This window comes from Microbispora sp. CL1-1, assembly GCF_012034195.1.
Taxonomy (GTDB): Bacteria; Actinomycetota; Actinomycetes; order Streptosporangiales; family Streptosporangiaceae; genus Microbispora.
Genome location: NZ_JAATEK010000066.1, coordinates 1 through 24,506, shown reverse-complemented (window position 1 = coordinate 24,506; position 24,506 = coordinate 1). Strand labels below are relative to the sequence as shown.

The window sequence follows — 24,506 nt, the reverse complement described above, 5'->3', positions numbered from 1 at the left end:
CGCCTCGTGGAGAAGCTCCTCAAGTTCCTCCCCCCGCGCAATGCCGGTAAGGACGCGCTGGTAGGAGAGGAAATCCTTCGTCCTGAGCACCGATCTGAGTGGCAGCCAATGCGGAGGAGCCTCGACCGGGCCCGAGTGCCTATAGCGGCTTTCACGGGATAGTCGAAGGCCAAGAACACGGTATATCCGCCACATCCAGGCATCGGCGGAAGCCTGTGCGGACGCGGGAGCACGCAGACAGCCGAAAAGGGTCGCCAGGCGCTGGTGTCCGTCGAGCACGTAGCAGATCGGCAGGCCGGGTGGTGGCGGCGGTATCGGAATCCCGCCAATCTCATTCATGCTCTCCACCTCATCGGCAGGCTCCCACAGGACCAGGCTGCCGATGGGATACCCGTCCTCAATGCTCTCGAAGAGAGCGGTCATCTGCCGTGGACGCCAGACGAAGGGGCGGCTGAACAACGGCACACGGATAGCACCGCTCGCGACTTTCTCGATCAACGCCTCCAGTTCCCATCTCTCCGGGACGGATCTGAGCTTCCCGTCACGGTCTGGCACGGCATCCCCTAGATGATTCGTTGAAGCATGGTGAGAAGCTGGCGTAGTTCAGTGGCGATGCCCTCGCCGAGCTTCTCGAAGTCGGACTGCGTCAGCCGGCCGTCTGCCGCAGCGCGTTCCATCAGCTCTCCGGTGCCCGCGTCGGCGAGGTTGACTTCGAGCTCGTACTCGTCCAACCAGGTCAATGTCGTTGTGGCGGAACCCGATGTGACGGTCAATTGCCTGACGACCTGGTCCTGCCACTCGTCGATGTTCTGCACGGTGACATCGACGCTCCGTGCGTCGTCGGCTGGCCCGCTGGCGAACTCCAGTCCGAGCCGGATGCTGCCGTGAGGCCGACTGCCGTACACCAAGTGGCGGAAGTCAGGTGCCTCGTCGCCCAGCTGATCGAGGTCGAAGGGCGAGCGGGACGTCGTACGGATGCCCGCCTGCAAGAGGAGCGGTGTCCGGACAAGTGCACTCTTTCCGGAATTGTTTCTTCCGAGCACCACGGTGATCGGTCGCAGCTCCACTTTCTGTGGCTTCGCAAAACATCGGTAGTTTTCGACGGTAAAGCTGATCAGCGGTATGAGCCAACGCTAGTCCGCATCTCGATGACCTGTAAGCAAAACGAAAGGCGCCGATCGGAGGGACCGATCGGCGCCTTTCCTGCAGGATCTCAGCGCTGCCGCTTGAAGATCTTCGAGCCCAGCCAGACCAGCGGGTCGTACTTCCGGTCGACCACGCGCTCCTTCATCGGGATCAGCGCGTTGTCGGTGATTTTGATGTGCTCGGGGCAGACCTCGGTGCAGCACTTGGTGATGTTGCAGTAGCCCAGGCCGTGCTCATCCTGCGCCGACTCCTTGCGGTCCGCCACGTCGTACGGGTGCATGTCGAGCTCGGCGATCCGCATGAGGTAGCGCGGACCGGCGAAGTTCGCCTTGTTCTCCTCATGGTCGCGGATCACGTGGCAGACGTTCTGGCACATGAAGCACTCGATGCACTTGCGGAACTCCTGCGAGCGCTCGACGTCGATCTGCTGCATGCGATACTCGCCCGGCTTCACGTCGGCGGGCGGCGTGAACGACGGGATCTCGCGGGCCTTCTGGTAGTTGAACGACACGTCCGTCACCAGGTCCTTGATGACGGGGAACGTCCGCAGTGGCGTGACCGTGATGGTCTCGTTCTCCTCGAAGGTGGACATCCGGGTCATGCATCCCAGGCGCGGCTTGCCGTTGATCTCCATCGAGCACGAGCCGCACTTGCCGGCCTTGCAGTTCCAGCGGACCGCGAGGTCGGGGGCCTGCGTGGCCTGGAGCCGGTGGATGATGTCGAGGACGACCTCGCCCTCGTTCACCTCGACCGTGAAGTCCTCCAGACGGCCCTCGCCGCCCTCACCGCGCCAGATGCGGAACTTCGCCTTGTATCCCATCACGACTCCTTGACCGCGGCGTCGTATTCCGCCAGCTCTTCCTCGGTGAGGTACTTCTCCAGCTCGGAGCGCTCGAACAGGCTGATGAGGTCGCCCCGCATGGACGGCTGGATCTTCTCCTCGACCGTGATGGACGTGCCGTCCGGATTCGCGGAGCAGACCAGCAGCTTGCGCCGCCACTCGGCCGACATGCCGGGGTAGTCGTCGCGGGTGTGACCGCCGCGGCTCTCCTCCCGCAGCAGCGCGGCCTTCGCCACGCACTCGCTGACCAGCAGCATGTTGCGCAGGTCGATCGCGAGGTGCCAGCCGGGGTTGTAGATGCGGCTGCCCGAGGAGGCGGTGTTCTTGGCCCGCTCCTTGAGCTTCTCGATGACCTGGAGGGCCTCGCTGATCTCCTCGGACTTGCGGATGATGCCGACCAGGTCGTTCATCGTGCGCTGCAGTTCGTGGTGGACCTCGTACGGGTTCTCCCCGCCGGTCCGCTCCAGGGGTGCCAGGGCCTCGGCCTTGGCCTCGTCGATCCCGGTCACGGCCGGCCGCCTGGCCAGCCCGTCCACGTACGCCGCGGCTCCCGCGCCGGCGCGGCGGCCGAACACCAGCAGGTCGGACAGCGAGTTGCCGCCGAGCCGGTTGGAGCCGTGCATGCCGCCGGAGACCTCGCCGGCCGCGAACAGGCCGGGAACCGACGCCGCGCCGGTGTCGGCGTCCACCTCGACGCCGCCCATGATGTAGTGGCAGGTCGGGCCGACCTGCATGGGCTCCTTGGTGATGTCGACGTCCGCCAGCTCCTTGAACTGGTGGTGCATCGACGGCAGCCGCCTGATGATCTCGGCGGCGGGCAGGCGGGTGGACACGTCGAGGAACACGCCGCCCTGCGGTGAGCCGCGCCCGGCCTTCACCTCGGCGTTGATCGCCCTGGCCACCTCGTCACGGGGCAGCAGCTCCGGCGGACGCCGGTTGTTGGCCTGGTCGTTGTACCAGCGGTCCGCCTCCTCCTCGGTCGTGGCGTACTTGTCCTTGAACACGTCCGGGATGTAGTCGAACATGAAGCGGCGGCCCTCGGAGTTGCGCAGGACGCCGCCGTCGCCGCGCACCGACTCGGTCACCAGGATGCCGCGCACCGACGGGGGCCAGACCATGCCCGTCGGGTGGAACTGGATGAACTCCATGTTGATGAGCTTCGCGCCGGCGAGCAGGGCCAGCGCGTGACCGTCACCGGTGTACTCCCAGGAGTTCGACGTGACGACGTACGACTTGCCGATGCCGCCGGTGGCCAGCACCACGGCGGGGGCGTCGAAGACGATGAAGTCGCCCGTCTCGCGCCAGTAGCCGAAGGCCCCCGAGATGGCGTCTCCGTCCTTCAGCAGCCGGGTGATCGTGCACTCGGCGAAGACCTTGATGTACGCCTCGGGGTCGCCGTGCAGCTTCTCGTCCTCCTGCTGCAGGGCGACGACGCGCTGCTGGAGGGTGCGGATCAGCTCCAGGCCGGTGCGGTCGCCGACGTGGGCGAGGCGCGGGTATTCGTGGCCGCCGAAGTTGCGCTGGCTGATCTTCCCGTCCTTGGTGCGGTCGAACAGCGCGCCCCAGGCCTCCAGCTCCCAGACGCGGTCCGGGGCCTCCTTGGCGTGCAGCTCCGCCATGCGCCAGTTGTTGAGGAACTTGCCTCCGCGCATGGTGTCGCGGAAGTGCACCATCCAGTTGTCGCTCGGGTTGACGTTGCCCATCGCGGCCGCGGCGCCGCCCTCGGCCATGACCGTGTGGGCCTTGCCGAACAACGACTTGCAGACGATCGCCGTCCGCTTGCCCTGCTGCCGCGCCTCGATCGCCGCGCGGAGGCCCGCTCCACCGGCTCCGATGACGACGACGTCGTATTCGTGACGCTCCACTTGAAATCCTTATGCGAACGGGAAGTTGATGACGCCCTTGGCCACGAGCCGGACGTACAGGTCGGCGATCACGATCGAGGCCATGGACGCCCAGGCGAACTGCTGGTGCCTGGCGTTGAGCTTGGAGATCAGGGTCCACATCTTGTAGCGCAGCGGGTGCTTCGAGAAGTGGTTCAGGCGCCCGGCGGTGATGTGTCGGCACGAGTGGCAGCCGAACGTGTAGCAAAGGACCAGCACGGCGTTCACGACGAGGATGATCGAGCCGAGACCGACGTGTCCCCAGTTGCCGTTCTCGTCGCGGAACGACAGCACCGCGTCGTACGTCAGGATCAGACCGATGACCGCGGCCACGTAGAAGAAGTAGCGGTGGACGTTCTGCAGGATCAGCGGCAGGCGCGTCTCGCCGGTGTACTTGCTGTGCGGCTCGGCCACGGCGCAGGCCGGCGGCGACAGCCACCACGAGCGGTAGTACGACTTGCGGTAGTAGTAGCACGTGAACCGGAACCCGCCGGGGAAGGCGAGGATCAGCAGTCCCGGCGGCAGGGTGTACCAGTCGCCGAACGGAGCGAACCCGAACAACCGGGCCCCCTCCGGGCAGGTCGCCGCCGCCAGACAGGGCGACGAGAAGGGGGCGATGTACGATCCGGCCAGCACGCTCAGGTCGAACATCGCCCAGAAGCCATAAATCAAGAACAAGAAGAGCCCGGCGAACGTGAGCGCCGGAGCCAGCCACCATCGGTCGGTGCGAAGAGTGCGCACCCTGATCTGCGCGCGTTGTTTCCTTGTCGCGCTCTCGGCCGTTGTCTGGGTCATCGGAGACCTTCCACCCTCACTGACTCCGCGCACGCCGGAGCGACCGCGCCGTACTGCTCAGGCCGTGCGCGTATTTGGTGGGGCACACATTACGACGAGCACATCATGAAGTGTGAGGAGCGTCACTCCTCCTCCATGTGATCTCGGTCACTTCCTCGGCAGTTTGACCACGGTCACGAAGAATTCATCGATCTGCCGTACTACCCGGGTGAACTGGTCGAAATCCACTGGTTTGGTGATGTACGCGTTTGCGTGCAAGTTGTATCCCCGCAGGATATCCTGCTCGGCCTCCGATGTGGTGAGGATCACAACGGGGATGGTGCGCAACGCGGGGTCCCTCTTGACCTCCTCCAGCACCTCGAAGCCGTTCACGCGAGGCAGGTTGAGGTCGAGCAGCACGAGATCGGGCCGGGGCGCCGAGCCGTACGTCCCCTCGCCGCGCAGGAAGGCCAGCGCCTGCTCGCCGTCGTTGACCACGTGGAGGGTGTTGCCGACCTTGTTGTAGGAGAACGCCTCCTGGCAGAGCAGGACGTCGCCCGGGTCGTCCTCGACCAGGAGAACCTCGATCGGGCGGAATTCAGTCATCGGGATCTCCTATGGCCGGCAGGGTCCAGCGGAACGTGGCTCCGGCGCCTTCGCTCGTGTCCAGCCAGATCCGGCCGCCATGATATTCGACGATTTTTCGGCACAGGGCCAGTCCGATGCCCGTCCCGGGATAGACGTCCCTCGGGTGCAGCCGCTGGAAGATCAGGAAGATGCGGTCGGCGTATTTCGCCTCGACGCCGATCCCGTTGTCCGAGCAGGCGAACTCCCACATGTCGCCGTCCCGCCGTACGCCGATGTGGACGCGGGGAGGCTCCTCGGAGCGGAACTTGAGCGCGTTGCTGACGAGGTTCTGGAAGAGCTGGGTCAGCAGCGTGCGGTTGCCGACGACCGTCGGCAGGTCGTCGTGGGTGACCGTCGCGCCGGTCTCCGAGAGCCGGGCGTCGAGGTTGCGCAGGGCGGCGGCCAGGGCGTCGCCCGTGTCCATCTCCGCGCGTTCGCCGCCGACCCGGCCCACCCGCGAGAAGTCGAGCAGGTCGTTGATCAGCAACTGCATGCGGCGGGCGCCGTCCACGGCGAAGGCGATGTACTGCCGGGCACGGTCGTCGAGCCGGTCGGCGTAACGCTGCTCAAGCATCTGGGTGAAGCTCGCCACCTTGCGCAGCGGCTCCTGGAGGTCGTGGCTGGCCACGTAGGCGAACTGCTCCAGCTCGCGGTTGGAGCGCCTGAGCTCCTCGGCCTGCTCGGCGAGCTGCTGGCGGGCCTCGGCTGCCGACCGCCACTCGGTCATGATCCGGCGGCGCATGCCGTCGACGTGACCCGACAGCTCCCACAGCTCGGCCGGGCGCTCGACCCCGAGCTCGTGGTCGAAGTCGCCCGCCGCCACCGCCCGGACCTGCCGGGTCAGCCGCGCGATCGGGCCCGTGACCGTGCGGCGCACGATCAGCGCGCAGAACACGATCGCCAGCACCATCGCGCCGGCCAGCGCCGCGACCGCTGTATAGATGGTGTTCCAGCCGGAGTAGAGCCGGTCTCTGGCGACGTCGTGCAGCCGCCCGAGCAGGGCCTGCTGCGTGTCGAGCGCGCTCCTGACCGCGGAGAAGCGCTGGAGGTTGTTCCTGGCCAGGTCGGTGAGCGAGCCGGGGCCGCTCTTGAGGGTCCGCGTGACCACGGGCTCGGCGTAGTCGCGCCGCCAGGCGGTCGTGGCGTCGTCGATCGCGCGGATCTGGCGGCGCACGCCGTACCCCTCGGGCAGCCGGGGGGCGAGCCTGGCGATCTCGCCGGTCGCGGCGCGCTCCTCGGCGACCCCCTGGCGGTAGGCGTCGAGATACTGCTGCTCGCCGGTGAGCCCGTATCCGCGGATCGCGCCCTCCTGCGCCTGCACCGCACGGGCGATGCGCAGCGTCTGCAGGGCGGCGGGGTCCACCGCGTCGACGAGGGTCTCCCGGGCCTCGTGCGTCGTGGATAGCGCGAGCAGGATGGCGGCGACCGCGATCATGAATATGGTCAGGACGCCGGCTCCGGCGAGCACGAACCATCGGCCGACCGGCAGGCGCGAGCCCCGGGCGGACGGCGTGAGCGGAGGCAGGGGGGCCGGCGAGCTCACGCGCCGTCACCCCGCGAGCCGTCACCCCGGGACACGAGGACGGCCGCGACGTCGTCGTGCATGGCGCCGTCGAGGCTGGCGATGATGCGGTCGAGGTCGATTCCGTCCGCGGCGCGGATCAGGTTGGCGAGCCCCTCGGTGCCGAGCAGGTCGCGGTTCTCCCCGACCGTGGCCTCGATCAGGCCGTCGGTGTAGAGCAGCAGAGACCACCGGTCGCCCAGGGTGACGTCGATGGACGTCCACTCGATGCCCGGGAAGATCCCGAGCGGCGGGCCCGACGGCGTCTCGGTGACCACGCCGAGCTCGCCGTCGCGCAGCAGCAGCGGCGGCGGGTGTCCGATCACGTGCAGGCGGGCGGTGGTCAGGTCGGGGGCGATGGCCGCGGTGCACATCGTGGTGAAGATCTCCGGCGACTTGCGCTCGTGCCGCAGCAGCGTGTCGAGCGTGCGCAGCACGTCGTTGCCGGTCTGCCCGGCCAGGACCAGCGTGCGCCAGGCGATGCGCAGCGCCGTGCCGAGGGCGGCCTCGTCGGGACCGTGCCCGCACACGTCGCCGATCAGCACGTGCACCGCGCCGTCGGGCGTCTGCACCGTGTCCCAGAAGTCGCCCGCGAGCAGCCCGCCCGCACGCCCGGGAAGATAGCGGGCCTGGTGGTGCAGGAGCGCGGGGTCGAGCAGCGGGACGGGCAGCAGGCCGCGTTCGAGCCGGGAGTTCTCCTTGCTGACGATGCGTTCCTGCAGAAGCTCACGCATGGCGAGGTCGGCGCGCTTGCGCTCGATGGCGTAGCGGATGGCGCGGATCAGCAGCCGGGCGTCCACGTCCTGCTTGACGAGGAAGTCCTGCGCTCCGGCGGCGACCGCCTCGATGCCGACGTGCGCGTCCCCGAGCCCGGTGAGGACGAGCACCGCCGTGTCCGTGGCCATGGCGAGGACCTGCTGCAATGCCTCCAGCCCCGACGCGTCGGGAAGGGAGAGATCGACGAGCACGCACTGCACGTCGTCGGTGAGCCGCGCCCGCCCCTCGGCGAGGGTCCGCGCCCAGGTGATCTTCGGCGGCCTGTCGGCGCTCGCCAGCAGCTCCTCGACGAGAAACGCGTCGCCGGCGTCGTCCTCGATGAGCAGGAGGGTGAGCGGATCGGGCAGATCAGGGGAGAGGGGGGTCACGAACGCCTCTCGTCAGCATCGGCAGCAGCGTCGTGCAGCATCGTTCGCACAAACCTATCGTCTGGAAACCGCTCGGGCAGGGCTCACACGTCAACGTCAGGGCTCAAACGTCAACGAGCGCCTCTATTCCCTGAGGAAGCGTTCCATCACGTGCGGCCTCGCGGAGGAACGACAACAGCGCGGCGCGGAAGGCCTGCGCGGCCCGGGTCGGCTCCACATCCTTGCGGTGCGCGAGGGCGACCGTACGGCGCAGCCCGGGCAGCAGCGGGGTGCCCGTCAGCCTCGGCCGGTTCTCCAGCACCATCGAGGGCACCACCGCGATGCCCAGCCCCGCCTCGACGAACCGCAGCACCGCGTCCATCTCCCCGCCCTCGACCGCGAAGCGCGGCTCGAACCCCGCCTGCCGGCAGGCCGCCAGCGTCGCCTCGCGCACGTCGTAGCCCCGGCGGAACATGACCATGGGCCGTCCGCGCAGGTCCTCGATCCGCATGTACGGCCTGCGCCCCCGGGGCGAGGCGGAGGCCACGACGAGGTTCTCGCTCAGGATCTCCTGGGTCACCAGGGAGGGGTCGCTGCTCTGCAGCGGCAGGATGATCAGCGCCAGGTCGAGCTGGCCGCGGGCGAGGTCGCGGACGAGGTCGCGCGACCCGCCCTCCTCGACTTTCAGCTCCACGCCGGGATAGTCGCGGTGGAAGCGGGCCAGCACGTCGGCCAGCAGCCCGGCGCACAGCGACGGGGTCGCGCCGAGACGCACCCGTCCACGTCGCAGCCCGGCCAGCTCGGCGACCTCGCGCCGCGCGGTCTCGGCGTCGGCGAGCATGCGGCGCGCGAGCGGGAGCAGCGCCTCACCCGCCGCGGTGAGCGTGACGTTGCCCCGGGCCCGGCTGAACAGAGGCGCGCCCAGCTCGGTCTCAAGGCTCTTGATCTGTTTGCTCAGCGACGGCTGGGCGACCCGCATCCGCTCCGCGGCCTGGGTGAAGTGCCGCGTCTCGGCCACGGCCGTGAAGTAGGCCAGTTGCTGGAGCTGCACACCTCAATAGCCTAGGGCTATCGCCGAAGACGACTTCATGCGCCCCCACCTGTGGCCGTCGGGTGTGAATTTCGTCGCACATCCTCGGGACCTTCGCCTCTGGGATGGCGGTGGGGCAGAGCGCATAGCCGGGGGCTATCGAAACCAGACCTCTCATGACTTGGACGTCTAAACAGTGCAAACCTAGCGTGTGGAGCCGTGACTGCCACTGTTGACCACTCTGTGGACTCCGGTTCCGCGGATCGCGGTTCGGCGACCGCGCCGGTCCCAACGCATAGTTCCCCCCGCACACCCGCCCGTCGTGGCCTGCTCGGCACCTCGGCCGGCAGGAAGGCCGTCATGGCCGTCACGGGCGCCGTTCTCGTGCTCTTCCTGATCGCCCACATGCTGGGCAACCTCAAGATCTTCTTGGGCGCCGACTCCTTCAACCACTATGCCGAATGGTTGCGCACCGTGGGCTCGCCCGCGCTGCCGAACCGGACGCTGCTGACGATCACCGAGATCGTGCTCGTGGTCTGCGTCGTGCTGCACATGTGGGCGGCGGTGTCGCTCGCCCGCCGGGCGGCCAAGGCACGGCCCGTGAAGTACGCGGCCAAGCGGAAGTCGCAGGCCAACGGGTATGCCACGCACACCATGCGGTGGGGCGGCGTGATCATCGTGCTGTTCGTGATCTGGCACCTGCTGGACATGACCTTCGGCACGGTGAACCCCGAGGGCGGCGACGCCACGCCGTACGCCCGCATGATCGCCGGCTTCCAGCCCGACCGCTGGTGGGTGGCGGTGTTCTACCTCGTCGCCATGGTGATGGTCGGCTTCCATCTGCGCCACGGCCTGTGGAGCGCGTTCCAGACGCTCGGCCTGACCCGCCGTCCCCGCGTCCGCAGCATGCTGCAGAAGACCGCCGTCGCGGTCTCCGCCGTGCTGGTGATCGGGTTCATCTCGGCGCCCGTCTGCATTCTGATCGGAGTGGTCAAGTGAAGTTCCGTCGCCGCGCGCAGCAGCAGGAGGAGGAGAACGTGAGCCTCCCCGGGATGTATCGGGTGGGGGAGCCCATCCAGGACACCAAGGCGCCGGATGGTCCCATCGAGGACCGCTGGGACAAGCGCCGCTTCCAGGCCAAGCTGGTCAACCCGGTCAACAAGCGCAAGCTGACCGTCATCGTCGTCGGCACCGGCCTGGCCGGCGGCTCCGCCGCGGCCACGCTCGGCGAGCTGGGCTACAAGGTCAAGTCGTTCTGCTACCAGGACTCGCCCCGGCGTGCCCACTCCATCGCCGCGCAGGGCGGCATCAACGCCGCCAAGAACTACCGCGGCGACGGCGACAGCGTCTACCGGCTGTTCTACGACACCGTGAAGGGCGGCGACTACCGCGCCCGCGAGTCCAACGTCTACCGCCTCGCCCAGGTCAGCGTGAACATCATCGACCAGGCCGTGGCGCAGGGCGTGCCGTTCGCCCGCGAGTACGGCGGCCTGCTCGACACCCGGTCGTTCGGCGGCACCCAGGTGTCGCGCACCTTCTACGCCCGCGGCCAGACGGGCCAGCAGCTCCTGCTCGGCGCCTACCAGGCGCTGGAGCGGCAGGTCGCGGCGGGGAACGTCGAGGTCTTCACCCGCCACGAGATGCTGGAGCTCATCGTCAGCGGCGGCCGGGCCCGGGGCATCGTGGTCCGCGACATGGTCACCGGTGAGATCGAGACCCACCTCGCCGACGCGGTCGTGCTCGCCAGCGGCGGCTACGGCAACGTGTTCTACCTGTCCACCAACGCCAAGGGCTGCAACACCACGGCGATCTGGCGGGCGCACAAGAAGGGCGCGTACTTCGGCAACCCCTGCTACACGCAGATTCATCCGACCTGCATCCCGCAGAGCGGCGACCACCAGTCGAAGCTGACGCTGATGTCGGAGTCGCTGCGCAACGACGGCCGCGTCTGGGTGCCCAAGCGCAAGGGCGACAACCGCGCGCCGGGCGACATCCCCGAGGACGAGCGCGACTACTACCTGGAGCGCATCTACCCGGCGTTCGGCAACCTCGTGCCGCGTGACATCGCCAGCCGCGCCGCCAAGAACGTCTGCGACGAGGGCCGCGGCGTCGGCCCCGGCGGGCTCGGCGTCTACCTCGACTTCGCCGACGCCATCAAGCGGATGGGCCGCGAGGCCGTCGAGAAGAAGTACGGCAACCTCTTCGAGATGTACGAGCGCATCACGGGCGAGAACCCGTACGAGGTGCCGATGCGCATCTACCCGGCCGTCCACTACACGATGGGCGGGCTGTGGGTGGACTACGACCTGCAGTCCACCATCCCCGGGCTGTTCGTGATCGGCGAGGCCAACTTCTCCGACCACGGCGCGAACCGCCTGGGCGCCTCGGCCCTCATGCAGGGCCTGGCGGACGGCTACTTCGTGCTGCCGACGACGATCGGCGACTACCTCGCCGGGGCCGGCTCGTTCGGTCCGGTCGAGGAGGACGACATCACGGAGGCCAGGAAGGCCGTCCAGGACAAGATCGACAAGCTGCTGTCCGTCAACGGCAACCGCACCGCCGACTCCTTCCACCGCGAGCTCGGCCGCATCATGTGGGACTACTGCGGCATGGAGCGCACCGAGGAGTCGCTGCGCAAGGCGCTGGAGCGCATTCCCGAGCTGCGCGAGGAGTTCTGGAACAACGTCAAGGTGCCGGGCGACGCCGAGGGGCTCAACCAGGCGCTCGAACGCGCCGGCCGGGTGGCCGACTTCTTCGAGCTCGCCGAGCTGATGTGCATCGACGCGCTGCACCGCACGGAGTCGTGCGGCGGTCACTTCCGGGCCGAGTCGCAGGACGCGGACGGCGAGGCGCTGCGCGACGACGAGAACTTCGCCTACGTCGCGGCGTGGGAGTGGACGCCCGAGGGTCCGGTCCTGCACAAGGAAGAGCTGAACTACGAGTACGTCAAGATGACCCAGCGGAGCTACAAGTGAACCTGACCCTGAAGATCTGGCGGCAGAACGGCGCGTCGGACAAGGGACGGATGGTGACCTACCGGGTCGACGACGTCTCGCCTGACATGTCGTTCCTGGAGATGCTCGACGTCCTCAACGAGCGGCTGATCCTGGAGGGCGACGACCCGGTCGCCTTCGACCACGACTGCCGCGAGGGCATCTGCGGCATGTGCGGCATGGTCATCAACGGCGTCGCGCACGGCGAGCAGAAGCTCACCACGACCTGCCAGCTGCACATGCGGCACTTCAAGGACGGCGACACCATCACGATCGAGCCGTGGCGGGCCGCGGCGTTCCCGGTGGTCAAGGACCTCGTCGTGGACAGGTCGGCGTTCGACCGGATCATCCAGGCGGGCGGCTTCGTCTCCGTGCCCACCGGGTCCGCCCCGGAGGCGCACTCCGTGCCGGTGCCCAAGGCCGACGCCGACGCCGCCTTCGACGCCGCGACCTGCATCGGCTGCGGCGCCTGCGTCGCGGCCTGCCCGAACGGCTCGGCGTCGCTGTTCACCGCGGCGAAGATCACGCACCTGAGCCTGCTGCCGCAGGGCCAGCCGGAGCGCGAGTCGCGTGCCCGGGCGATGGTCGAGCAGATGGACGCCGAGGGCTTCGGCGGCTGCACCAACACCGGCGAGTGCACGGCGGTGTGCCCGAAGGGCATCCCGTTCGACACCATCGCCCGGATGAACGCCGACTACCTCAAGGCGGCTTCCAAGTAGCGGAAGGGGATGTGGGCCGGTCGGCCGGAACATAATGACCTCACCTCCTGGGTAACGTGTGCTTTGTGTTGGCGTAACACGCCTGCCGTGTCTGCGCAGGCGAGGGAGTGAGCATGTCCGTGACCGGTCCACGTTCCACCTTGAAGGTCGCGTCCACAGTCCACGGCGCGGCCGTCGTCGTGCGGGTGGAAGGCGACCTCGACGCCGGCACGGTTCACCTGCTCCATGACGAGCTGGACGGGCTCTGGAAGTCGCCTGGGACGTCCGTCATCGTGCTCGACGTCGCCGAGCTGGGGTTCTGCGACTCGCGCGGGCTCAGCGAGCTGATCTCCGCGTTGCAGCGCGGCCAGGCCCTGAACGTCCGGTTCATGCTGAGCGGCGTGCAGGGCGTGCTGCGCCGGGTGCTGACGATCACCGGCCTGCGCAACGTGTTCGAGCAGCACCCGACTCTCGCGGAGGCGCTCGTCCAAGCCACGGACGGAGGTTCGGACTCCGATTCCGGCGGGTTGTTCGAGACCGCCGGCGGCCGTTGAGCGCCTGCCTCCCTCTGCCTGCGAGGGGGGCCGGAGGTGTAACTTCTGTGTAGATCTTCTGTGCAGATCTTCCGGGCGGAGGATCTTCCGGGACGAAGGCAGGCGATGACGACGAGACTTGGCGTCACGGTGAGCCACGAGGCGACGCACACGCTCGTCACCCTGACCGGCGAGCTCGACGTGATCTCCGGCGAGCGGCTGCGCACCGTCTTCGGCAAGGTGTTCGGTGAGTTGCCCGGCGCGCTGCCGGACGAGGGCGCCGCCCGGCTGGTCGTGGACGCCTCCGGGCTGACCTTCTGCGACTCCATGGGCCTGCGGCTGTTGCTGGAGACGCACGACCACGCCGTGGAGGCGGGCGGGTTCCTGAAGCTCGCCGGGGTCCGGGGCGTTCTCCTGCGGATCCTCACGGTGACCGGGCTGCACGCCGCGTTCCCCGTCCACGAGACCGTCGAGGACGCCCTGGCGTCGCTGGACGACTGACAATGCTCTCGGGCACGGGCCGACGGGCGCGGCTGAAGCGGGTCAGAGCGCGCTCCTGACCTCCGTCCGCAGCTCGGACAGGTCGATCCCGGCGCCGGTCAGGATCCGTACGCCCAGGCCCTCGCCCTCCCGGATGATGCCGAGGAGGACGTGGCCGTCGCGGATGTCCTTGCTCTTGAGCGCGATGGCCTCGCGCAGCGCGAGTTCGAGCGTCTTCTTGGCCCGTGGGCTGAACGGGGCCCGGCGCCCGCTGAGGAGAGCCCCCCGGCGGTCGCGGCGCGGCTCCCGGTCGAGGGCCCCGACGCCGAACACCTCCTCGATCTTCTCCCGGACGGCCGACAGGTCGATTCCGATCGACTCCAGGGCCTCGGCGTCGATGTCCCCGCCCGTGGCGTCGCCGAGGATCCGCACGATCTCCGCTCTCGCCCGTTCGTAGGTGATCCCGCGGGCCGTGAGGAGCCGGGCCGACAGCGTCTCGGGGCGGCTCAGCAGGCCGAGCAGCAGGTGTTCTGTGCCCACCTGTCCGTGCCGGAGCTCCCTGGCCTGCTCCTCGGCGTGTACGACGATCTGCCGGGCGTCGTTGGTGAACCTTTCCAGCATCTACTTCTCCCGTCTCAGCAGTCCTCGCCCGCCGGCGTACTTCTTATGCACCGCCTGCCGGGACACCCCGAGCAGGAGCGCGATGTCCTGCCAGGACCACCCGGCGTTGCGGGCGTTCTCCACCTGCAGCGCTTCGAGCCGTTCCACCAGGAGCCGCAGGGCCCGTACGGCCCGCAGACCGACGGCCGGATCGCGGCTGCCGGCGTCGCTCGCCAGTTGTGCCGTATCGCTCATGCCGTCAACATAGGTTGACAGCCGCCGATCTGTCAACCTTGGTTGACGCACTGGTTCGTGCAGGTAAAACGGTTTGCCCCGCGACCTGCGTGTTTGCGAGCCTGGAACGACCATGCGCACTCTTCCTGTGGCCGATCCCGGCACTCCCGACGCCCGCGGGCCGCTGCGCTACCTGTGGTGGGTGGCACGCGGCCAGGGCTCTACGATGCTGGCCGGAGTCGGCCTGGCGGTGCTGTGGTGGCTGGGGCAGGCACTCGTGCCCGCGGCCCTGGGCAAGGCGATCGACGCGATGGCCCAGCGGGACGCGGACACGCTGATCAGGTGGTCGGCGGTGGTCCTCGGTCTCGGCGTGCTCCAGGCGGTCACCGGGGTCCTGCGTCACCGCTTCGCCGTCGTCACCTGGCTGTCGGCGGCCTACCGCACCGTGCAGGTGACCGTACGGCAGGCGACCCGGCTCGGGGCGACGCTGCCGAAACGCCTCTCGACGGGCGAGGTCGTCAGCGTGGGCAACTCCGACATCGCGCATATCGGAAACGCCATGGACATCCTCCTGCGGGGCATCGGCGCGGCCGTCGCCGTCGTCGCGGTGACCGTGATCCTCATCGCCACCTCGGCGCCGCTCGGCCTGGTCGTGCTGATCGGGGTGCCGCTGATGGCGGCCGCGGTGGGTCCCCTGCTCAAGCCGCTGCACCGGCGCCAGCACGCCCAGCGCGACCTGCAGGGCGACCTGGCCACCCGGGCCGCCGACATCGTGGCCGGCCTGCGGGTGCTGCGCGGCATCGGCGGCGAGCAGGTCTTCGCCGCCCGCTACCGCGAGGAGTCGCAGCGCGTACGGCAGGCGGGCGTGCGGGTGGCCTCGGTGGAGTCCCTGCTGGAGGGCGCCCAGGTCCTGCTGCCCGGCGTGCTGATCGCGTGCGTGACCTGGCTCGGCGCGCACTTCGCGCTGGAGGGCCGCATCACCCCCGGTCAGCTCGTCGCGTTCTACGGCTACGCGGTCTTCCTGATCGCGCCGCTGCGCACGCTGACCGAGGCCGCCGACAAGCTGACGAAGGGGCACGTGGCGGCGCGCCGCGTCTGCCGCATCCTGTCGCTGGAGCCCGAGATCACCGGTGGCGACGGCCGCTTCCGTGTGGGCGACGGGGTGCTCCGCGACGGCGAGTCGGGCGTCGAGGTCCGCCCCGGCCGGCTCACCGCGCTCGCGGCGGCCGCGCCGGAGGACGCCATCGCCATCGCCGACCGCCTGGGCAGGTTCGCCCCCGGCGACGTCACGCTCGGCGGCACGCCGCTGGCGGAGCTGCCGCTCACCGAGGTCAGGCGGCACATCCTGGTGGCCGACAACGGCGCGCGGGTGTTCACCGGACGGTTGCGCGACGAGCTCGACGTGCGGGGCACGGCCACCGACGAGGACGTCCGCCAGGCGCTGCACGCCTCGTGCGCCGAGGACATCGTGGCGGCGCTGCCCGAGGGCCTGGACGCGCACGTGGCCGAGTCGGGCCGCGAGTTCTCCGGTGGCCAGCAGCAGCGGCTGCGGCTGACCCGGGCGCTGCTCGCCGACGCGGAGATCCTGATCCTGGTCGAGCCCACCAGCGCCGTCGACGCGCACACGGAGGCGCGCGTCGCCGGACGGCTGGGCAAGGCGCGGGCGGGCCGGACGACCCTGGTCTGCACGACCAGCCCGCTCGTGCTCGACCGGGCCGACCACGTGCTGTACGTCGAGGGCGGCGTGGTGCGGGCCGAGGGCACCCACCGGGAGCTGCTCGACGGCGCGCCCGGCTATCGCGCGACCGTCACCAGAGGGGAAGGCTGAGCATGGCCCGCGAGATCCTGCCGGTCGCCGACCGGGCGCAGGTGCGCGCCTACGCGCGGCGGCTGACGCTGAAATACCCGCGCGAGCTCGGTCTCGCGCTCGCCCTGCACGCGCTCGCGGCGATCGCCGGGCTCGTCGCGCCCCGCATGCTCGGCGACCTGGTGGACGGCCTGGCCAAGGGCCGCGCCGACCTGCACGTGGACACCGTCGCCCTGGCCATCGCCGCCTTCGTGGCCGCGCAGGCCGTGCTGACCAGGTTCGCGGTGTACGCCTCGTCGCGGCTGGGCGAGAAGGTGCTGGCCGAGCTGAGGGAGGACTTCGTCGGCCGGGTGCTCGCGCTGCCGCTGTCGACCGTCGAGCGGGCCGGGTCCGGCGACCTCATCACCCGTACGTCCAGGGACGTGGACGCGCTGTCGCGCAGCGTGCGGCAGGCCGTGCCCGAGACCCTGATCGCGGTCGTGACCGGCGCCTTCGTCGTCGGCGCGGTGATCCTCGTCGGGCCCGTGATGGCGGTGCCGTCGCTGGTCGCCGTGCCGCTGCTGTGGGGCGCCACCCGGTGGTACCTCAACCGCGCCAGGGACGGCTACCTGCGGGAGAACGCGGCGTACGCCGACATGACCGAGGGCCTGGCCGAGACCGTCGAGGGCGCGCGCACGATCGAGGCGCTCGGGCTGGAGGCCCGCCGCCGGGCCCGTACGGACCGGGACATCGCCCGGTCGTTCGCCGCCGAGCGCTACACCCTGGGCCTGCGCATGGTGTGGTTCCCCGCGGTCGAGTTCGGCTATGTCATCCCGGTCGTGGCGACCCTGCTCGTCGGCGGGCTGCTGTCCATCGAGGGCTGGGTGACGGTGGCCCAGGTGACCACCGCCACGCTCTACGTGCAGCAGCTCATCGACCCGCTCGACCGGCTGCTGTCGTGGGTGGACGAGCTCCAGGTCGGCGGGGCCTCGATGGCCCGGCTGCTGGGCGTGGCCAACGTGCCCGACGACCGCGTCGCGGGCGACGCCCGGCCGGTGGGGGAGGAGCTGAAGGTCAGCGGCGTGCGGTACGCCTACCGCGAGGGCCACGACGTGCTGCACGGCATCGACCTCGACGTACGCCCGGGGGAGCGCCTGGCCATGGTCGGGCCCTCGGGGGCGGGCAAGTCGACGTTGGGCCGCCTCATCGCCGGGGTGCACGCGCCGGGGAGCGGGTCGGTCACGGTCGGCGGGGTGCCGCTGGTCGAGCTGCCGCTCGACGAGCTGCGCGGGCACGTCGCCCTGGTCACCCAGGAGCACCACGTGTTCCGGGGGACGCTCCGCGACAACCTCCTGATCGCCAGGCCCGGCGCCTCGGACGCCGAGATGCGCCGAGCGCTGGAGGCCGTGGACGCCTGGGATTGGGTGGCCGCGCTGCCGGAGGGCCTGGACTCGGCCGTCGGCTCCGGCGGCACGGCGATCTCCCCGGCGCAGGCGCAGCAGCTCGCGCTCGCCCGGCTGGTGCTGGCCGACCCGCACACGCTCGTGCTGGACGAGGCCACCTCGCTGATCGACCCGCGGGCCGCCCGCCACCTGGAGCGGTCGCTCGCGGCCGTGCTCGACGGCCGTACGGTGATCGCCATCGCGCACCGGCTCTACACGGCGCACGACGCCGACCGGGTGGCCGTGGTGGAGGACGGCCGGGTCAGCGAGCTGGGCTCCCATGACGAGCTGGTGGCGGCGGGCGGCGCCTATGCCGCGCTGTGGGACAGCTGGCACGGCACCGCCCGGTAGACCCGTCAGCCGGTGATGTTCAGCGACTTCTTCAGGAAGTCGAGCTGCAGGAGCAGCAGGTTCTCCGCGACGACCTCCTGCGGCGTCATGTGGGTGACGCCCGACAGCGGGAGCACGGTGTGCGGGCGGCCTGCCGCGAGCAGAGCCGACGACAGCCGCAGCGTGTGCGCGGCGACCACGTTGTCGTCGGCCAGGCCGTGGATCAGCAGCAGCGGGCGCTCCAGCTTCTCGGCATCGCCGAGGAGGGACGACCTCTCGTAGTGCCCCTCGTCAGGATGGCCCAGGTAGCGCTCGGTGTAGCAGGTGTCGTACAGCCGCCAGTCGGTGACCGGCGCCCCCGCGACGGCGGCGTGGAACACGTCGGGGCGGCGCAGCACGGCCAGGGCGGAGAGATAGCCGCCGAACGACCAACCCCGGATCGCCACCCGCGACAGGTCGAGGTCGCCCGGGTGCAGGGCCGCCACGCCCTGGAGGGCGTCCACCTGGTCCTGCAGCGACATCGTGAAGTCGTGCAGCATCTCCCGCTCGAAGGCAGGGCCGCGTCCCGGCGTGCCCCGCCCGTCGGCCACGATCACCGCGAAGCCCTGCTCGGCCCACCACTGGGACTCCAGGAACATCCGCCGGGCCGACAGCACCCGCTGGGCGTGCGGGCCGCCGTACGGGTCCATGAGGACGGGCAGCGGGCCCGAGCCGGGCACGTGCCACGAGGGCAGCAGGACCGCCGTGGACAGCTCGCGCTCGCCCGCCCGTACGAGCGACACACGCGGCTCCAGGCCGGGGCGCTCGGCCAAAGATCTGACAGCACTCGCGCCCACGGTCACCGTCATGCCCTCGGTGTCGAGGCTCTGCCGCGCGACGAGCGTCACGCCGCCCGCCCGGCGGCCGGAGTGGACGCCCGGCTCGGTGGTCACCGGGCTGAGCGTGCCCGCCGTGTAGGTCCACAGGTGGATCTCGGTGGGCTCGCCGCTCGCGGAGAAGAGCACGGTGTCGCCGTCCACGTCCAGCACCGCGCGGACCTGCAGGGACGGCGGCGTGACCGGCTTGTCGCCGACCACCAGGCGGTGGCCGCCGTCCGAGTCGGCCACCCAGACGAGCGTGCCGTCCGACAGGCGGGCCGGGACGCCGGGGACGATGTCCACCCAGGCCGGATCGGTGTCCTCGCGCAGGAGCGTAGTCTCGCCCGTGTCCGGGTCGGCCGACAGCAGGCGCATGGTCCGCTGGTCCCGCGAGAGCGTGACGATCGCGAGGCCGTGCCCGTCCCAGGCCGCCGTCACCAGATACTCCTGCTCGAACGGCACCGCCGTACGCGCGCCGTCCAGGCCGATGACGTGCAGCGTGACCTCGGCGTTGGCCGTGCCGGCGGCGGGGTAGCGCTGCTGGACGGGCTGCCGGTCGGGGTTGGCCGGGTCGGCGATGTGCCACAGGGCCACCGGCGACTCGTCCACGCGGGCCACGAGCAGGCGGTCGCCGGAGGGCGACCACCAGTAGCCGCGCATCCGGTCCATCTCCTCGGCCGCGATGAACTCCGCCAGGCCGTAGGTGATCAGGTCGTTCTCCGGCTCGGCGAGCGAGGTGTCGGCGCCGGTGCCGACGTCCAGCACGTGCAGGGCGCCGCCCGTGACGTACGCCACCCGCGCGCCGGTGGGGTCGATGCGGGGGTCGATGACCGGCCCGGCCGCCGGGAGTCGCCGCGCCTCGCCCGAGGCGAGGTCGGCGAGGTAGAGGTCGCCAGACAGCGCGAAGACGGCCCGCCGGACCTCCCGGTCCGTGGCGTACGCCACCACGCCGCCCGCCGACTCCCGCGACCGCTCGCGGCGGGCGCGCTCCTCCGGCGGAAGGTCCTCGTCGGCCGCGCCGAGGGCGAGGGGATCGACGACGAGCCGCTCGGCTCCGGACGCGACGTCCAGCTCCCACAGGCAGGTCACCGGATCGGTGCCCGACCTCGTCCTGAGGAAGATCACCCGACCTCCGTCGGGAGAGATCGTGAAGTTGCGCGGCACCCCGAGGGTGAAACGCCTGGTCCTGGCATGCAGGCGTGGGAAGCTCTCCGTCATAGCTCCTCATACTGCCAGTACGAGGGCACTACCCTCGGAGGCATGACTGACCGTCGCTTGCTGCTCGTGCACGCCCACCCCGACGACGAGACGATCGGCACCGGCGCGACCATGGCCAAGTACGTCGCCGAGGGCGCGCACGTGACGCTCGTGACCTGCACGCTGGGCGAGGAAGGCGAGGTCATCCCCCCGGAGCTCGCGCACCTCGCGGCGGACAGGGACGACACCCTCGGTCAGCACCGCATCGGCGAGCTGGCCGCCGCGTGCAAGGCGCTCGGCGTAACCGATCACCGGTTCCTCGGCGGTGCCGGCCGCTGGCGCGACTCGGGCATGATGGGCGCGGCGACCAACGACCGCCCCGGCTGCTTCTGGCGGGCCGACATCGACGAGGCCGCGGGCGAGCTGGTCAAGGTGATCCGCGAGGTCAGGCCCCAGGTCCTCGTCACCTACGACGAGAACGGCTTCTACGGCCATCCCGACCACATCCAGGCGCACCGTGTCTCCTGGCGGGCCTTCGAACTGGCCGCCGACCCCGAGTTCCCCGGCGGGGAGCCGTGGCGGATCGCCAAGTTCTACCTCACCGCCATGCCGAGATCGGTGCTGCGGCGGACCATCGAGACCATGCGCGAGGCCGACGTCGACTTCTGGGTGCCGGAGTCGATCGACGACATGCCGGGGTGCGCCGACGACCTCGTGACGACGGAGATCGACGCCCGGCCCTACGTGGAGGCCAAGATCGACGCGATGCGGGCGCACGCGACGCAGATCGCCGTGGACGCGCCGTGGTTCGCGCTGTCGAACAACGTCGGCCAGGAGGTCCTCGGGGTCGAGCACTACATCCTGCGGGCCGGGGTCCCCGGCAAGCCCGGCATCGGCGCGCCGCCCGAGGTCGGCGGCCTCGGCGAGCCGTACAACCGCGAGACCGACCTGTTCGCCGGCATCGGTTGAGATATCGGATAAGTTGGGCGGTATGACCCAGGAGACGCACATCGGCGTCGAACCCGCCGAGAACGTCCCCGGCCCGCTGGCCGGGGTCGTGACGGGTGCGGCCTACGGCGTGCTCTTCCTGCTGGGTGTGGTGCTCGGTGTCATCGGGGGCTTCCAGCACGCGTGGTACGCCGGGGAGGTGCCCGTCGCCGCGATCGGCTGGCTGGCCGCCCTGTTCGCCGTGCCGTACGCGATGGGCAGGCTGATGGGCGGCAAGCTGGGCGCGCTCGTCCCCGCCGTCGGCTGGCTCCTCGCGTCGTTCCTGCTGGCCACGCCGCAGCGGGCCGGCGACCTCGCCATCGCCGGCAACTCGGCCGGCTACTGGTACCTCTACGGCGGCGCCGTCGCCGTCGCGGCGGCCGTGGTCGTCACCCGCTCCACCGGCTCGTGGCTGCTCAAGGCGTACGGCCGCCCGTAGCTTGCCGAGTAGCTTGTCCGGGCGGGACCGGTCGCGGATGCTGAGGACATGCGGCGGTCGCACCGGTTCCGGCAGGTCATCAACTACGTCAACCTCTCCACGCCCCTCGGGCTGCTGATCGCGCGGATCGGCGGAGCCCGCACCCGCAGGGGACAGCGGGGCCTCGTCTACGCGCACGGCTACCGCATCCCGTTCCCCGTCGCCGGGGCGTTCACGGTGGGAAACGTCGTCCTGACGAAGCACGGCGAGGGCTATCTCACCGGCTGCCTGCTCGACCACGAGTCCCGCCACGCCACCCAGTACGCGTTCTGCGTCGGCCTGCCCATGCTCGTGCTGTACGTGCTCGCCTCGGCCGTCTCGTACGCCGTCTGCGGTCATCCGGCCTCGTGGAACCTCTTCGAGCGGATGGCAGGCCTGGACGACGGCGGCTATCCCCGGGTGCGTCCCTGGTGGACGAGGCGGCGGAGGTCCCGTTCCTCCTGAGGACGGAGCGAAGCCGGCCGTTATCGACCGGTCGTAGGAGGAATACTTTCGGCCCTGCGGGGATCATGGAGAACGGAAGGGAGTTCCCCATGTCGCAGACGATTCACTCGGAAAGTGCTGAGGCCCCAGAAATCCCCGTTTCTCCCGTTCCGAAGGCGCCGGTCGTCCGGCCGGCCGGGCCCCGCCGGTGGCCGTCCGGTTTCGCCGACAGGCTGACCGCCCCTCTTCCGGACTTCCGCGAGGTCACCAGCGTCATGTGGCACGGCCAGCTCCGGCCCGACATCGGTGACAGCGACCAGATTCCCGTCCACCGCGTCGGCCTGCCCCGCGCCGCCGCCACCGAGACCGTGGCGACCTGGGTCGGCCATGCGACGTTCGTTCTCCAGATCGGCGGGCTCACCGTGCTGACCGACCCGGTGTGGTCCCGCAAGATCCCCGGCGTACGCCAGCGGCTCACCCCTCCCGGCGTCGCCTGGTCCGATCTGCCCACGATCGACGCGGTCGTGATCAGCCACAACCACTACGACCACCTGGACGCGCCGACGATCCGCCGCCTCCCACGGGACACGGCCGTCTTCGCGCCCGCCAGACTCGGCGGCTGGTTCCGGCGGCGCGGCTTCCGCAACGTGACCGAACTGGACTGGTGGGAGTCGGCCCGCATCGGCGATGTGACCTTCGACTTCGTCCCGGCGCACCACTGGAGCCGCCGTACGCTCTGGGACACCTGCCGCACACTGTGGGGCGGATGGGTGCTCACCTCCCCCGAGCATCGGGTCTACTTCGCCGGTGACACGGCCTACGGGGAGCGGTTCGCCCAGATCGGCGAGCGTTACCCGGGCATCGACCTCGCCCTGATGCCGGTCGGCGCCTACGAGCCGCGGTGGTTCATGAAGGTCTCCCACGTCGATCCCGCCGAGGCCGTGCAGGGCTGCCTCGACGTCGGCGCGCGGCGGATGGCCACCATGCACTGGGGCACGTTCGTCCTGTCGGGCGAGCCGCTGCTGGAGCCCCTGCGCGAGGCCCGCGCCGTATGGGAGTCACGCGGCCTCGATCCCGCCGACCTGTGGGACCTCGCCGTAGGCGAGAGCCGTACGCTGCCCTGACGCGACGGTTGCCTGGGGAACAATGCGGCCATGAGCTTCGCGACCGCCGATCTCTACGACGCCCATGGTGACGCGCTGCGCAGTTGTGTCACCCAGTTCCGTTCGTACGGCTCACGCGCGCGGTTCTCCGGCCGGATCTCCACCATCCGCTGCCTGGAGGACAACGCGCTCGTCAAACAGGTGCTCGCGACACCGGCTGAGGGCCGGGTGCTGGTGGTCGACGGCGGCGGATCGCTGCGTACGGCGCTGCTCGGTGACGTGATCGCGACTTCGGCGGTGGCGAACGGCTGGGCGGGCGTGGTGATCAACGGTGCGGTGCGGGACACGGTTGCCCTGGCCGGGCTCGATCTCGGTATCAAGGCGCTCGGGGCCAACCCGCGCAAGAGCGCCAAGGCCGGCCAGGGGCAGATCGACGTCCCCGTCAGCTTCGGTGATGTGACCTTCGCCCCGGGTGCATGGCTCTACAGCGACGAGGACGGCATCCTGGTCAGCGACCACCGCCTCGACGTCTGACTCCCCGGCGGCTGCCCATGCCGCCGCGCCGCGTTGTGCCGCAAGGCCGCACTGTGCCGCCGGGCCGCACTGTGCCGCCGGGCTGTGCCGCACTGTGCCGCCGGGTCGCACTGTGAAACCTTGCGAGCACCGTGAAGCCCCTGTGAGAACCGCAGAGCCCAGTGCACGGAGGACTATGACGTGAGCACAGCACACCGGCGGCCCTCGCCTCGTGCCTCCCGTCGATCCTCATGTCGGTCCTCGGTCCTCGGTCCTCGGTCCTCGGTTCGGGTGGTCACGCACGCAGCCGCCCGGCCTGTCCGCGCGTCGCCTGGGCTTGCCTGTGCGTTGCCCACTGTGCCTCCGCGCCTCCGCCCTCACGCCCTCAGCCTCCGGGGCCTGCCCGCGCGTCCGCCCGGACCTGCCTGGGCGGCGCCCTGGCCTGCCCGCGCGTTGCCTGGGCCTGCCTGCCGCGCCCGGTTCCTCTGTGCCTGCCGTCTCCTTCCCGTAGCCGCGCGGCCCTGCACTGTGCGTCGTCCGCTGTGCCTCTCGCCTCACGCCCGCAGCCTCCGGTGCCTGTCCGTGCGTCGCCCGGGCCGGCCTGTGCGTCGCCCACCCTCCTGTCTCCCGCCTCACTCCGGCAGCCGTGCGGGCCTGTCCGCGCGTCAGCCCGGGCCTGCCCTGCGCATCGCTCACCCCCGTGCCTTCGGCCTTACTCGTGTAGTCGTGGGGTTCTTCCGAGGCGGTGGTAGGTGAAGGCCCAGCGGTCTTCGCCTACTTGGCGGCGGGTGTAGCGGTCGGGGTGCTGGTAGCGGTCGCGGTTGTGGAACTGGCAGGCCGGACCGAGGAGTTTCAGGTCCGTGAGG

24 protein-coding genes are annotated in these 24,506 nt (G+C 70.2%); 12 read left to right on the top strand and 12 right to left on the bottom strand.

The window, feature by feature from the left end; translation table 11 throughout:
• From HCK04_RS38415 to HCK04_RS38375, 9 genes are all read right to left on the bottom strand, one after another.
• On the bottom strand, window positions 1-555 hold a 555-nt coding region (locus HCK04_RS38415), incomplete at its 3' end, for a DUF262 domain-containing protein (RefSeq protein WP_142652441.1).
• A gap of 8 nt (window positions 556-563) precedes the next feature.
• Window positions 564-1,067: an ATP-binding protein gene (locus HCK04_RS38410; protein WP_142652440.1), complete on the bottom strand. Its 504-nt coding sequence runs from the start codon at window positions 1,065-1,067 to the stop codon at window positions 564-566.
• Window positions 1,068-1,213: 146 nt separating this feature from the next.
• Window positions 1,214-1,966, bottom strand: a complete 753-nt coding sequence (locus tag HCK04_RS38405) for a succinate dehydrogenase/fumarate reductase iron-sulfur subunit (RefSeq protein WP_142652439.1) — start codon at window positions 1,964-1,966, stop codon at window positions 1,214-1,216.
• A complete protein-coding gene (locus HCK04_RS38400) occupies window positions 1,966-3,852 on the bottom strand; it encodes a fumarate reductase/succinate dehydrogenase flavoprotein subunit (RefSeq protein WP_142652438.1) in 1,887 nt (628 codons plus the stop codon). The genes HCK04_RS38405 and HCK04_RS38400 overlap by 1 nt, the downstream gene beginning before the upstream one ends.
• A gap of 9 nt (window positions 3,853-3,861) precedes the next feature.
• Window positions 3,862-4,665, bottom strand: a complete 804-nt coding sequence (locus HCK04_RS38395; RefSeq protein ID WP_142652437.1) for a hypothetical protein — start codon at window positions 4,663-4,665, stop codon at window positions 3,862-3,864.
• 147 nt (window positions 4,666-4,812) lie between these two features.
• On the bottom strand, window positions 4,813-5,250 hold the full coding sequence (locus tag HCK04_RS38390; RefSeq protein WP_142652436.1) for a response regulator: 438 nt from the start codon (window positions 5,248-5,250) through the stop codon (window positions 4,813-4,815).
• Window positions 5,243-6,814 carry a sensor histidine kinase gene (locus HCK04_RS38385; protein ID WP_205831225.1) on the bottom strand — a complete coding sequence of 524 codons (1,572 nt, stop codon included), beginning with the start codon at window positions 6,812-6,814 and terminating at the stop codon, window positions 5,243-5,245. Before HCK04_RS38385 ends, HCK04_RS38390 begins: the two co-directional genes overlap by 8 nt.
• The gene (locus HCK04_RS38380) at window positions 6,811-7,977 is read right to left on the bottom strand and encodes a fused response regulator/phosphatase (RefSeq protein WP_142652435.1); all 1,167 of its coding nucleotides are present in this window, start codon (window positions 7,975-7,977) and stop codon (window positions 6,811-6,813) included. The genes HCK04_RS38385 and HCK04_RS38380 overlap by 4 nt, the downstream gene beginning before the upstream one ends.
• Before the next feature lie 103 nt (window positions 7,978-8,080).
• Window positions 8,081-9,007 carry a LysR substrate-binding domain-containing protein gene (locus HCK04_RS38375; protein ID WP_142652434.1) on the bottom strand — a complete coding sequence of 309 codons (927 nt, stop codon included), beginning with the start codon at window positions 9,005-9,007 and terminating at the stop codon, window positions 8,081-8,083.
• 198 nt (window positions 9,008-9,205) lie between these two features.
• On the opposite strand from HCK04_RS38375, the gene HCK04_RS38370 reads away from it, so the two are divergent.
• The 5 genes from HCK04_RS38370 to HCK04_RS38350 all read left to right on the top strand — a co-directional run bounded on the left by HCK04_RS38370 (window position 9,206) and on the right by HCK04_RS38350 (window position 13,711).
• Window positions 9,206-9,985: a succinate dehydrogenase cytochrome b subunit gene (locus tag HCK04_RS38370; RefSeq protein WP_312845795.1), complete on the top strand. Its 780-nt coding sequence runs from the start codon at window positions 9,206-9,208 to the stop codon at window positions 9,983-9,985.
• Between the two features lie 53 nt (window positions 9,986-10,038).
• Window positions 10,039-11,961, top strand: a complete 1,923-nt coding sequence (locus HCK04_RS38365) for a fumarate reductase/succinate dehydrogenase flavoprotein subunit (RefSeq protein WP_142652442.1) — start codon at window positions 10,039-10,041, stop codon at window positions 11,959-11,961.
• Window positions 11,958-12,698, top strand: a complete 741-nt coding sequence (locus HCK04_RS38360; RefSeq protein WP_142652433.1) for a succinate dehydrogenase/fumarate reductase iron-sulfur subunit — start codon at window positions 11,958-11,960, stop codon at window positions 12,696-12,698. The genes HCK04_RS38365 and HCK04_RS38360 overlap by 4 nt, the downstream gene beginning before the upstream one ends.
• Before the next feature lie 113 nt (window positions 12,699-12,811).
• Complete coding sequence (locus HCK04_RS38355; protein WP_142652432.1) at window positions 12,812-13,231, top strand: STAS domain-containing protein; 420 nt, start codon at window positions 12,812-12,814, stop codon at window positions 13,229-13,231.
• A 105-nt stretch (window positions 13,232-13,336) separates the two neighbouring features.
• Window positions 13,337-13,711, top strand: a complete 375-nt coding sequence (locus HCK04_RS38350; RefSeq protein ID WP_142652431.1) for an STAS domain-containing protein — start codon at window positions 13,337-13,339, stop codon at window positions 13,709-13,711.
• Window positions 13,712-13,753: 42 nt separating this feature from the next.
• Here the strand turns inward: HCK04_RS38350 and HCK04_RS38345 are convergent, their stop codons facing one another.
• Window positions 13,754-14,311: a Clp protease N-terminal domain-containing protein gene (locus tag HCK04_RS38345; protein ID WP_142652430.1), complete on the bottom strand. Its 558-nt coding sequence runs from the start codon at window positions 14,309-14,311 to the stop codon at window positions 13,754-13,756.
• Window positions 14,312-14,545, bottom strand: coding sequence for a hypothetical protein (locus HCK04_RS38340; RefSeq protein ID WP_030507490.1), 234 nt, complete (start codon window positions 14,543-14,545; stop codon window positions 14,312-14,314).
• A 112-nt stretch (window positions 14,546-14,657) separates the two neighbouring features.
• On the opposite strand from HCK04_RS38340, the gene HCK04_RS38335 reads away from it, so the two are divergent.
• Window positions 14,658-16,352 (top strand): ABC transporter ATP-binding protein, encoded by a 1,695-nt coding sequence (locus tag HCK04_RS38335; protein WP_142652429.1) that lies wholly within the window; start codon window positions 14,658-14,660, stop codon window positions 16,350-16,352.
• Window positions 16,353-16,354: 2 nt separating this feature from the next.
• Window positions 16,355-18,103, top strand: coding sequence for an ABC transporter ATP-binding protein (locus HCK04_RS38330; protein WP_142652428.1), 1,749 nt, complete (start codon window positions 16,355-16,357; stop codon window positions 18,101-18,103).
• Window positions 18,104-18,108: 5 nt separating this feature from the next.
• On the opposite strand, the gene HCK04_RS38325 is transcribed toward HCK04_RS38330, so the two are convergent.
• Window positions 18,109-20,157 carry a DPP IV N-terminal domain-containing protein gene (locus tag HCK04_RS38325; protein ID WP_142652427.1) on the bottom strand — a complete coding sequence of 683 codons (2,049 nt, stop codon included), beginning with the start codon at window positions 20,155-20,157 and terminating at the stop codon, window positions 18,109-18,111.
• 42 nt (window positions 20,158-20,199) lie between these two features.
• On the opposite strand from HCK04_RS38325, the gene mshB reads away from it, so the two are divergent.
• From mshB to rraA, 5 genes are all read left to right on the top strand, one after another.
• The gene (gene mshB / locus HCK04_RS38320; protein ID WP_142652426.1) at window positions 20,200-21,105 is read left to right on the top strand and encodes an N-acetyl-1-D-myo-inositol-2-amino-2-deoxy-alpha-D-glucopyranoside deacetylase; all 906 of its coding nucleotides are present in this window, start codon (window positions 20,200-20,202) and stop codon (window positions 21,103-21,105) included.
• A 22-nt stretch (window positions 21,106-21,127) separates the two neighbouring features.
• Window positions 21,128-21,562, top strand: coding sequence for a DUF6113 family protein (locus tag HCK04_RS38315; RefSeq protein ID WP_142652425.1), 435 nt, complete (start codon window positions 21,128-21,130; stop codon window positions 21,560-21,562).
• Window positions 21,563-21,610: 48 nt separating this feature from the next.
• Window positions 21,611-22,045, top strand: coding sequence for a hypothetical protein (locus tag HCK04_RS38310; RefSeq protein ID WP_142652424.1), 435 nt, complete (start codon window positions 21,611-21,613; stop codon window positions 22,043-22,045).
• A gap of 89 nt (window positions 22,046-22,134) precedes the next feature.
• Window positions 22,135-23,148 carry an MBL fold metallo-hydrolase gene (locus HCK04_RS38305; protein ID WP_142652423.1) on the top strand — a complete coding sequence of 338 codons (1,014 nt, stop codon included), beginning with the start codon at window positions 22,135-22,137 and terminating at the stop codon, window positions 23,146-23,148.
• A gap of 30 nt (window positions 23,149-23,178) precedes the next feature.
• Window positions 23,179-23,661, top strand: coding sequence for a ribonuclease E activity regulator RraA (rraA, locus tag HCK04_RS38300; protein WP_142652422.1), 483 nt, complete (start codon window positions 23,179-23,181; stop codon window positions 23,659-23,661).
• Window positions 23,662-24,506: the final 845 nt, after the last annotated feature.

Bases quoted from the DNA above. Each gene is read 5' to 3' on its own strand.
- HCK04_RS38345 (WP_142652430.1), bottom strand. From the start codon at position 14,311: ATGCTGGAAAGGTTCACCAACGACGCCCGGCAGATCGTCGTACACGCC.
- HCK04_RS38350 (WP_142652431.1), top strand. From the start codon at position 13,337: ATGACGACGAGACTTGGCGTCACGGTGAGCCACGAGGCGACGCACACG.
- rraA (WP_142652422.1), top strand. From the start codon at position 23,179: ATGAGCTTCGCGACCGCCGATCTCTACGACGCCCATGGTGACGCGCTG.
- HCK04_RS38355 (WP_142652432.1), top strand. From the start codon at position 12,812: ATGTCCGTGACCGGTCCACGTTCCACCTTGAAGGTCGCGTCCACAGTC.
- HCK04_RS38365 (WP_142652442.1), top strand. From the start codon at position 10,039: ATGTATCGGGTGGGGGAGCCCATCCAGGACACCAAGGCGCCGGATGGT.
- HCK04_RS38305 (WP_142652423.1), top strand. From the start codon at position 22,135: ATGTCGCAGACGATTCACTCGGAAAGTGCTGAGGCCCCAGAAATCCCC.
- HCK04_RS38315 (WP_142652425.1), top strand. From the start codon at position 21,128: ATGACCCAGGAGACGCACATCGGCGTCGAACCCGCCGAGAACGTCCCC.
- HCK04_RS38330 (WP_142652428.1), top strand. From the start codon at position 16,355: ATGGCCCGCGAGATCCTGCCGGTCGCCGACCGGGCGCAGGTGCGCGCC.
- HCK04_RS38405 (WP_142652439.1), bottom strand. From the start codon at position 1,966: ATGGGATACAAGGCGAAGTTCCGCATCTGGCGCGGTGAGGGCGGCGAG.
- HCK04_RS38325 (WP_142652427.1), bottom strand. From the start codon at position 20,157: ATGACGGAGAGCTTCCCACGCCTGCATGCCAGGACCAGGCGTTTCACC.
- HCK04_RS38390 (WP_142652436.1), bottom strand. From the start codon at position 5,250: ATGACTGAATTCCGCCCGATCGAGGTTCTCCTGGTCGAGGACGACCCG.
- HCK04_RS38395 (WP_142652437.1), bottom strand. From the start codon at position 4,665: ATGACCCAGACAACGGCCGAGAGCGCGACAAGGAAACAACGCGCGCAG.
- mshB (WP_142652426.1), top strand. From the start codon at position 20,200: ATGACTGACCGTCGCTTGCTGCTCGTGCACGCCCACCCCGACGACGAG.
- HCK04_RS38310 (WP_142652424.1), top strand. From the start codon at position 21,611: ATGCGGCGGTCGCACCGGTTCCGGCAGGTCATCAACTACGTCAACCTC.
- HCK04_RS38335 (WP_142652429.1), top strand. From the start codon at position 14,658: ATGCGCACTCTTCCTGTGGCCGATCCCGGCACTCCCGACGCCCGCGGG.
- HCK04_RS38340 (WP_030507490.1), bottom strand. From the start codon at position 14,545: ATGAGCGATACGGCACAACTGGCGAGCGACGCCGGCAGCCGCGATCCG.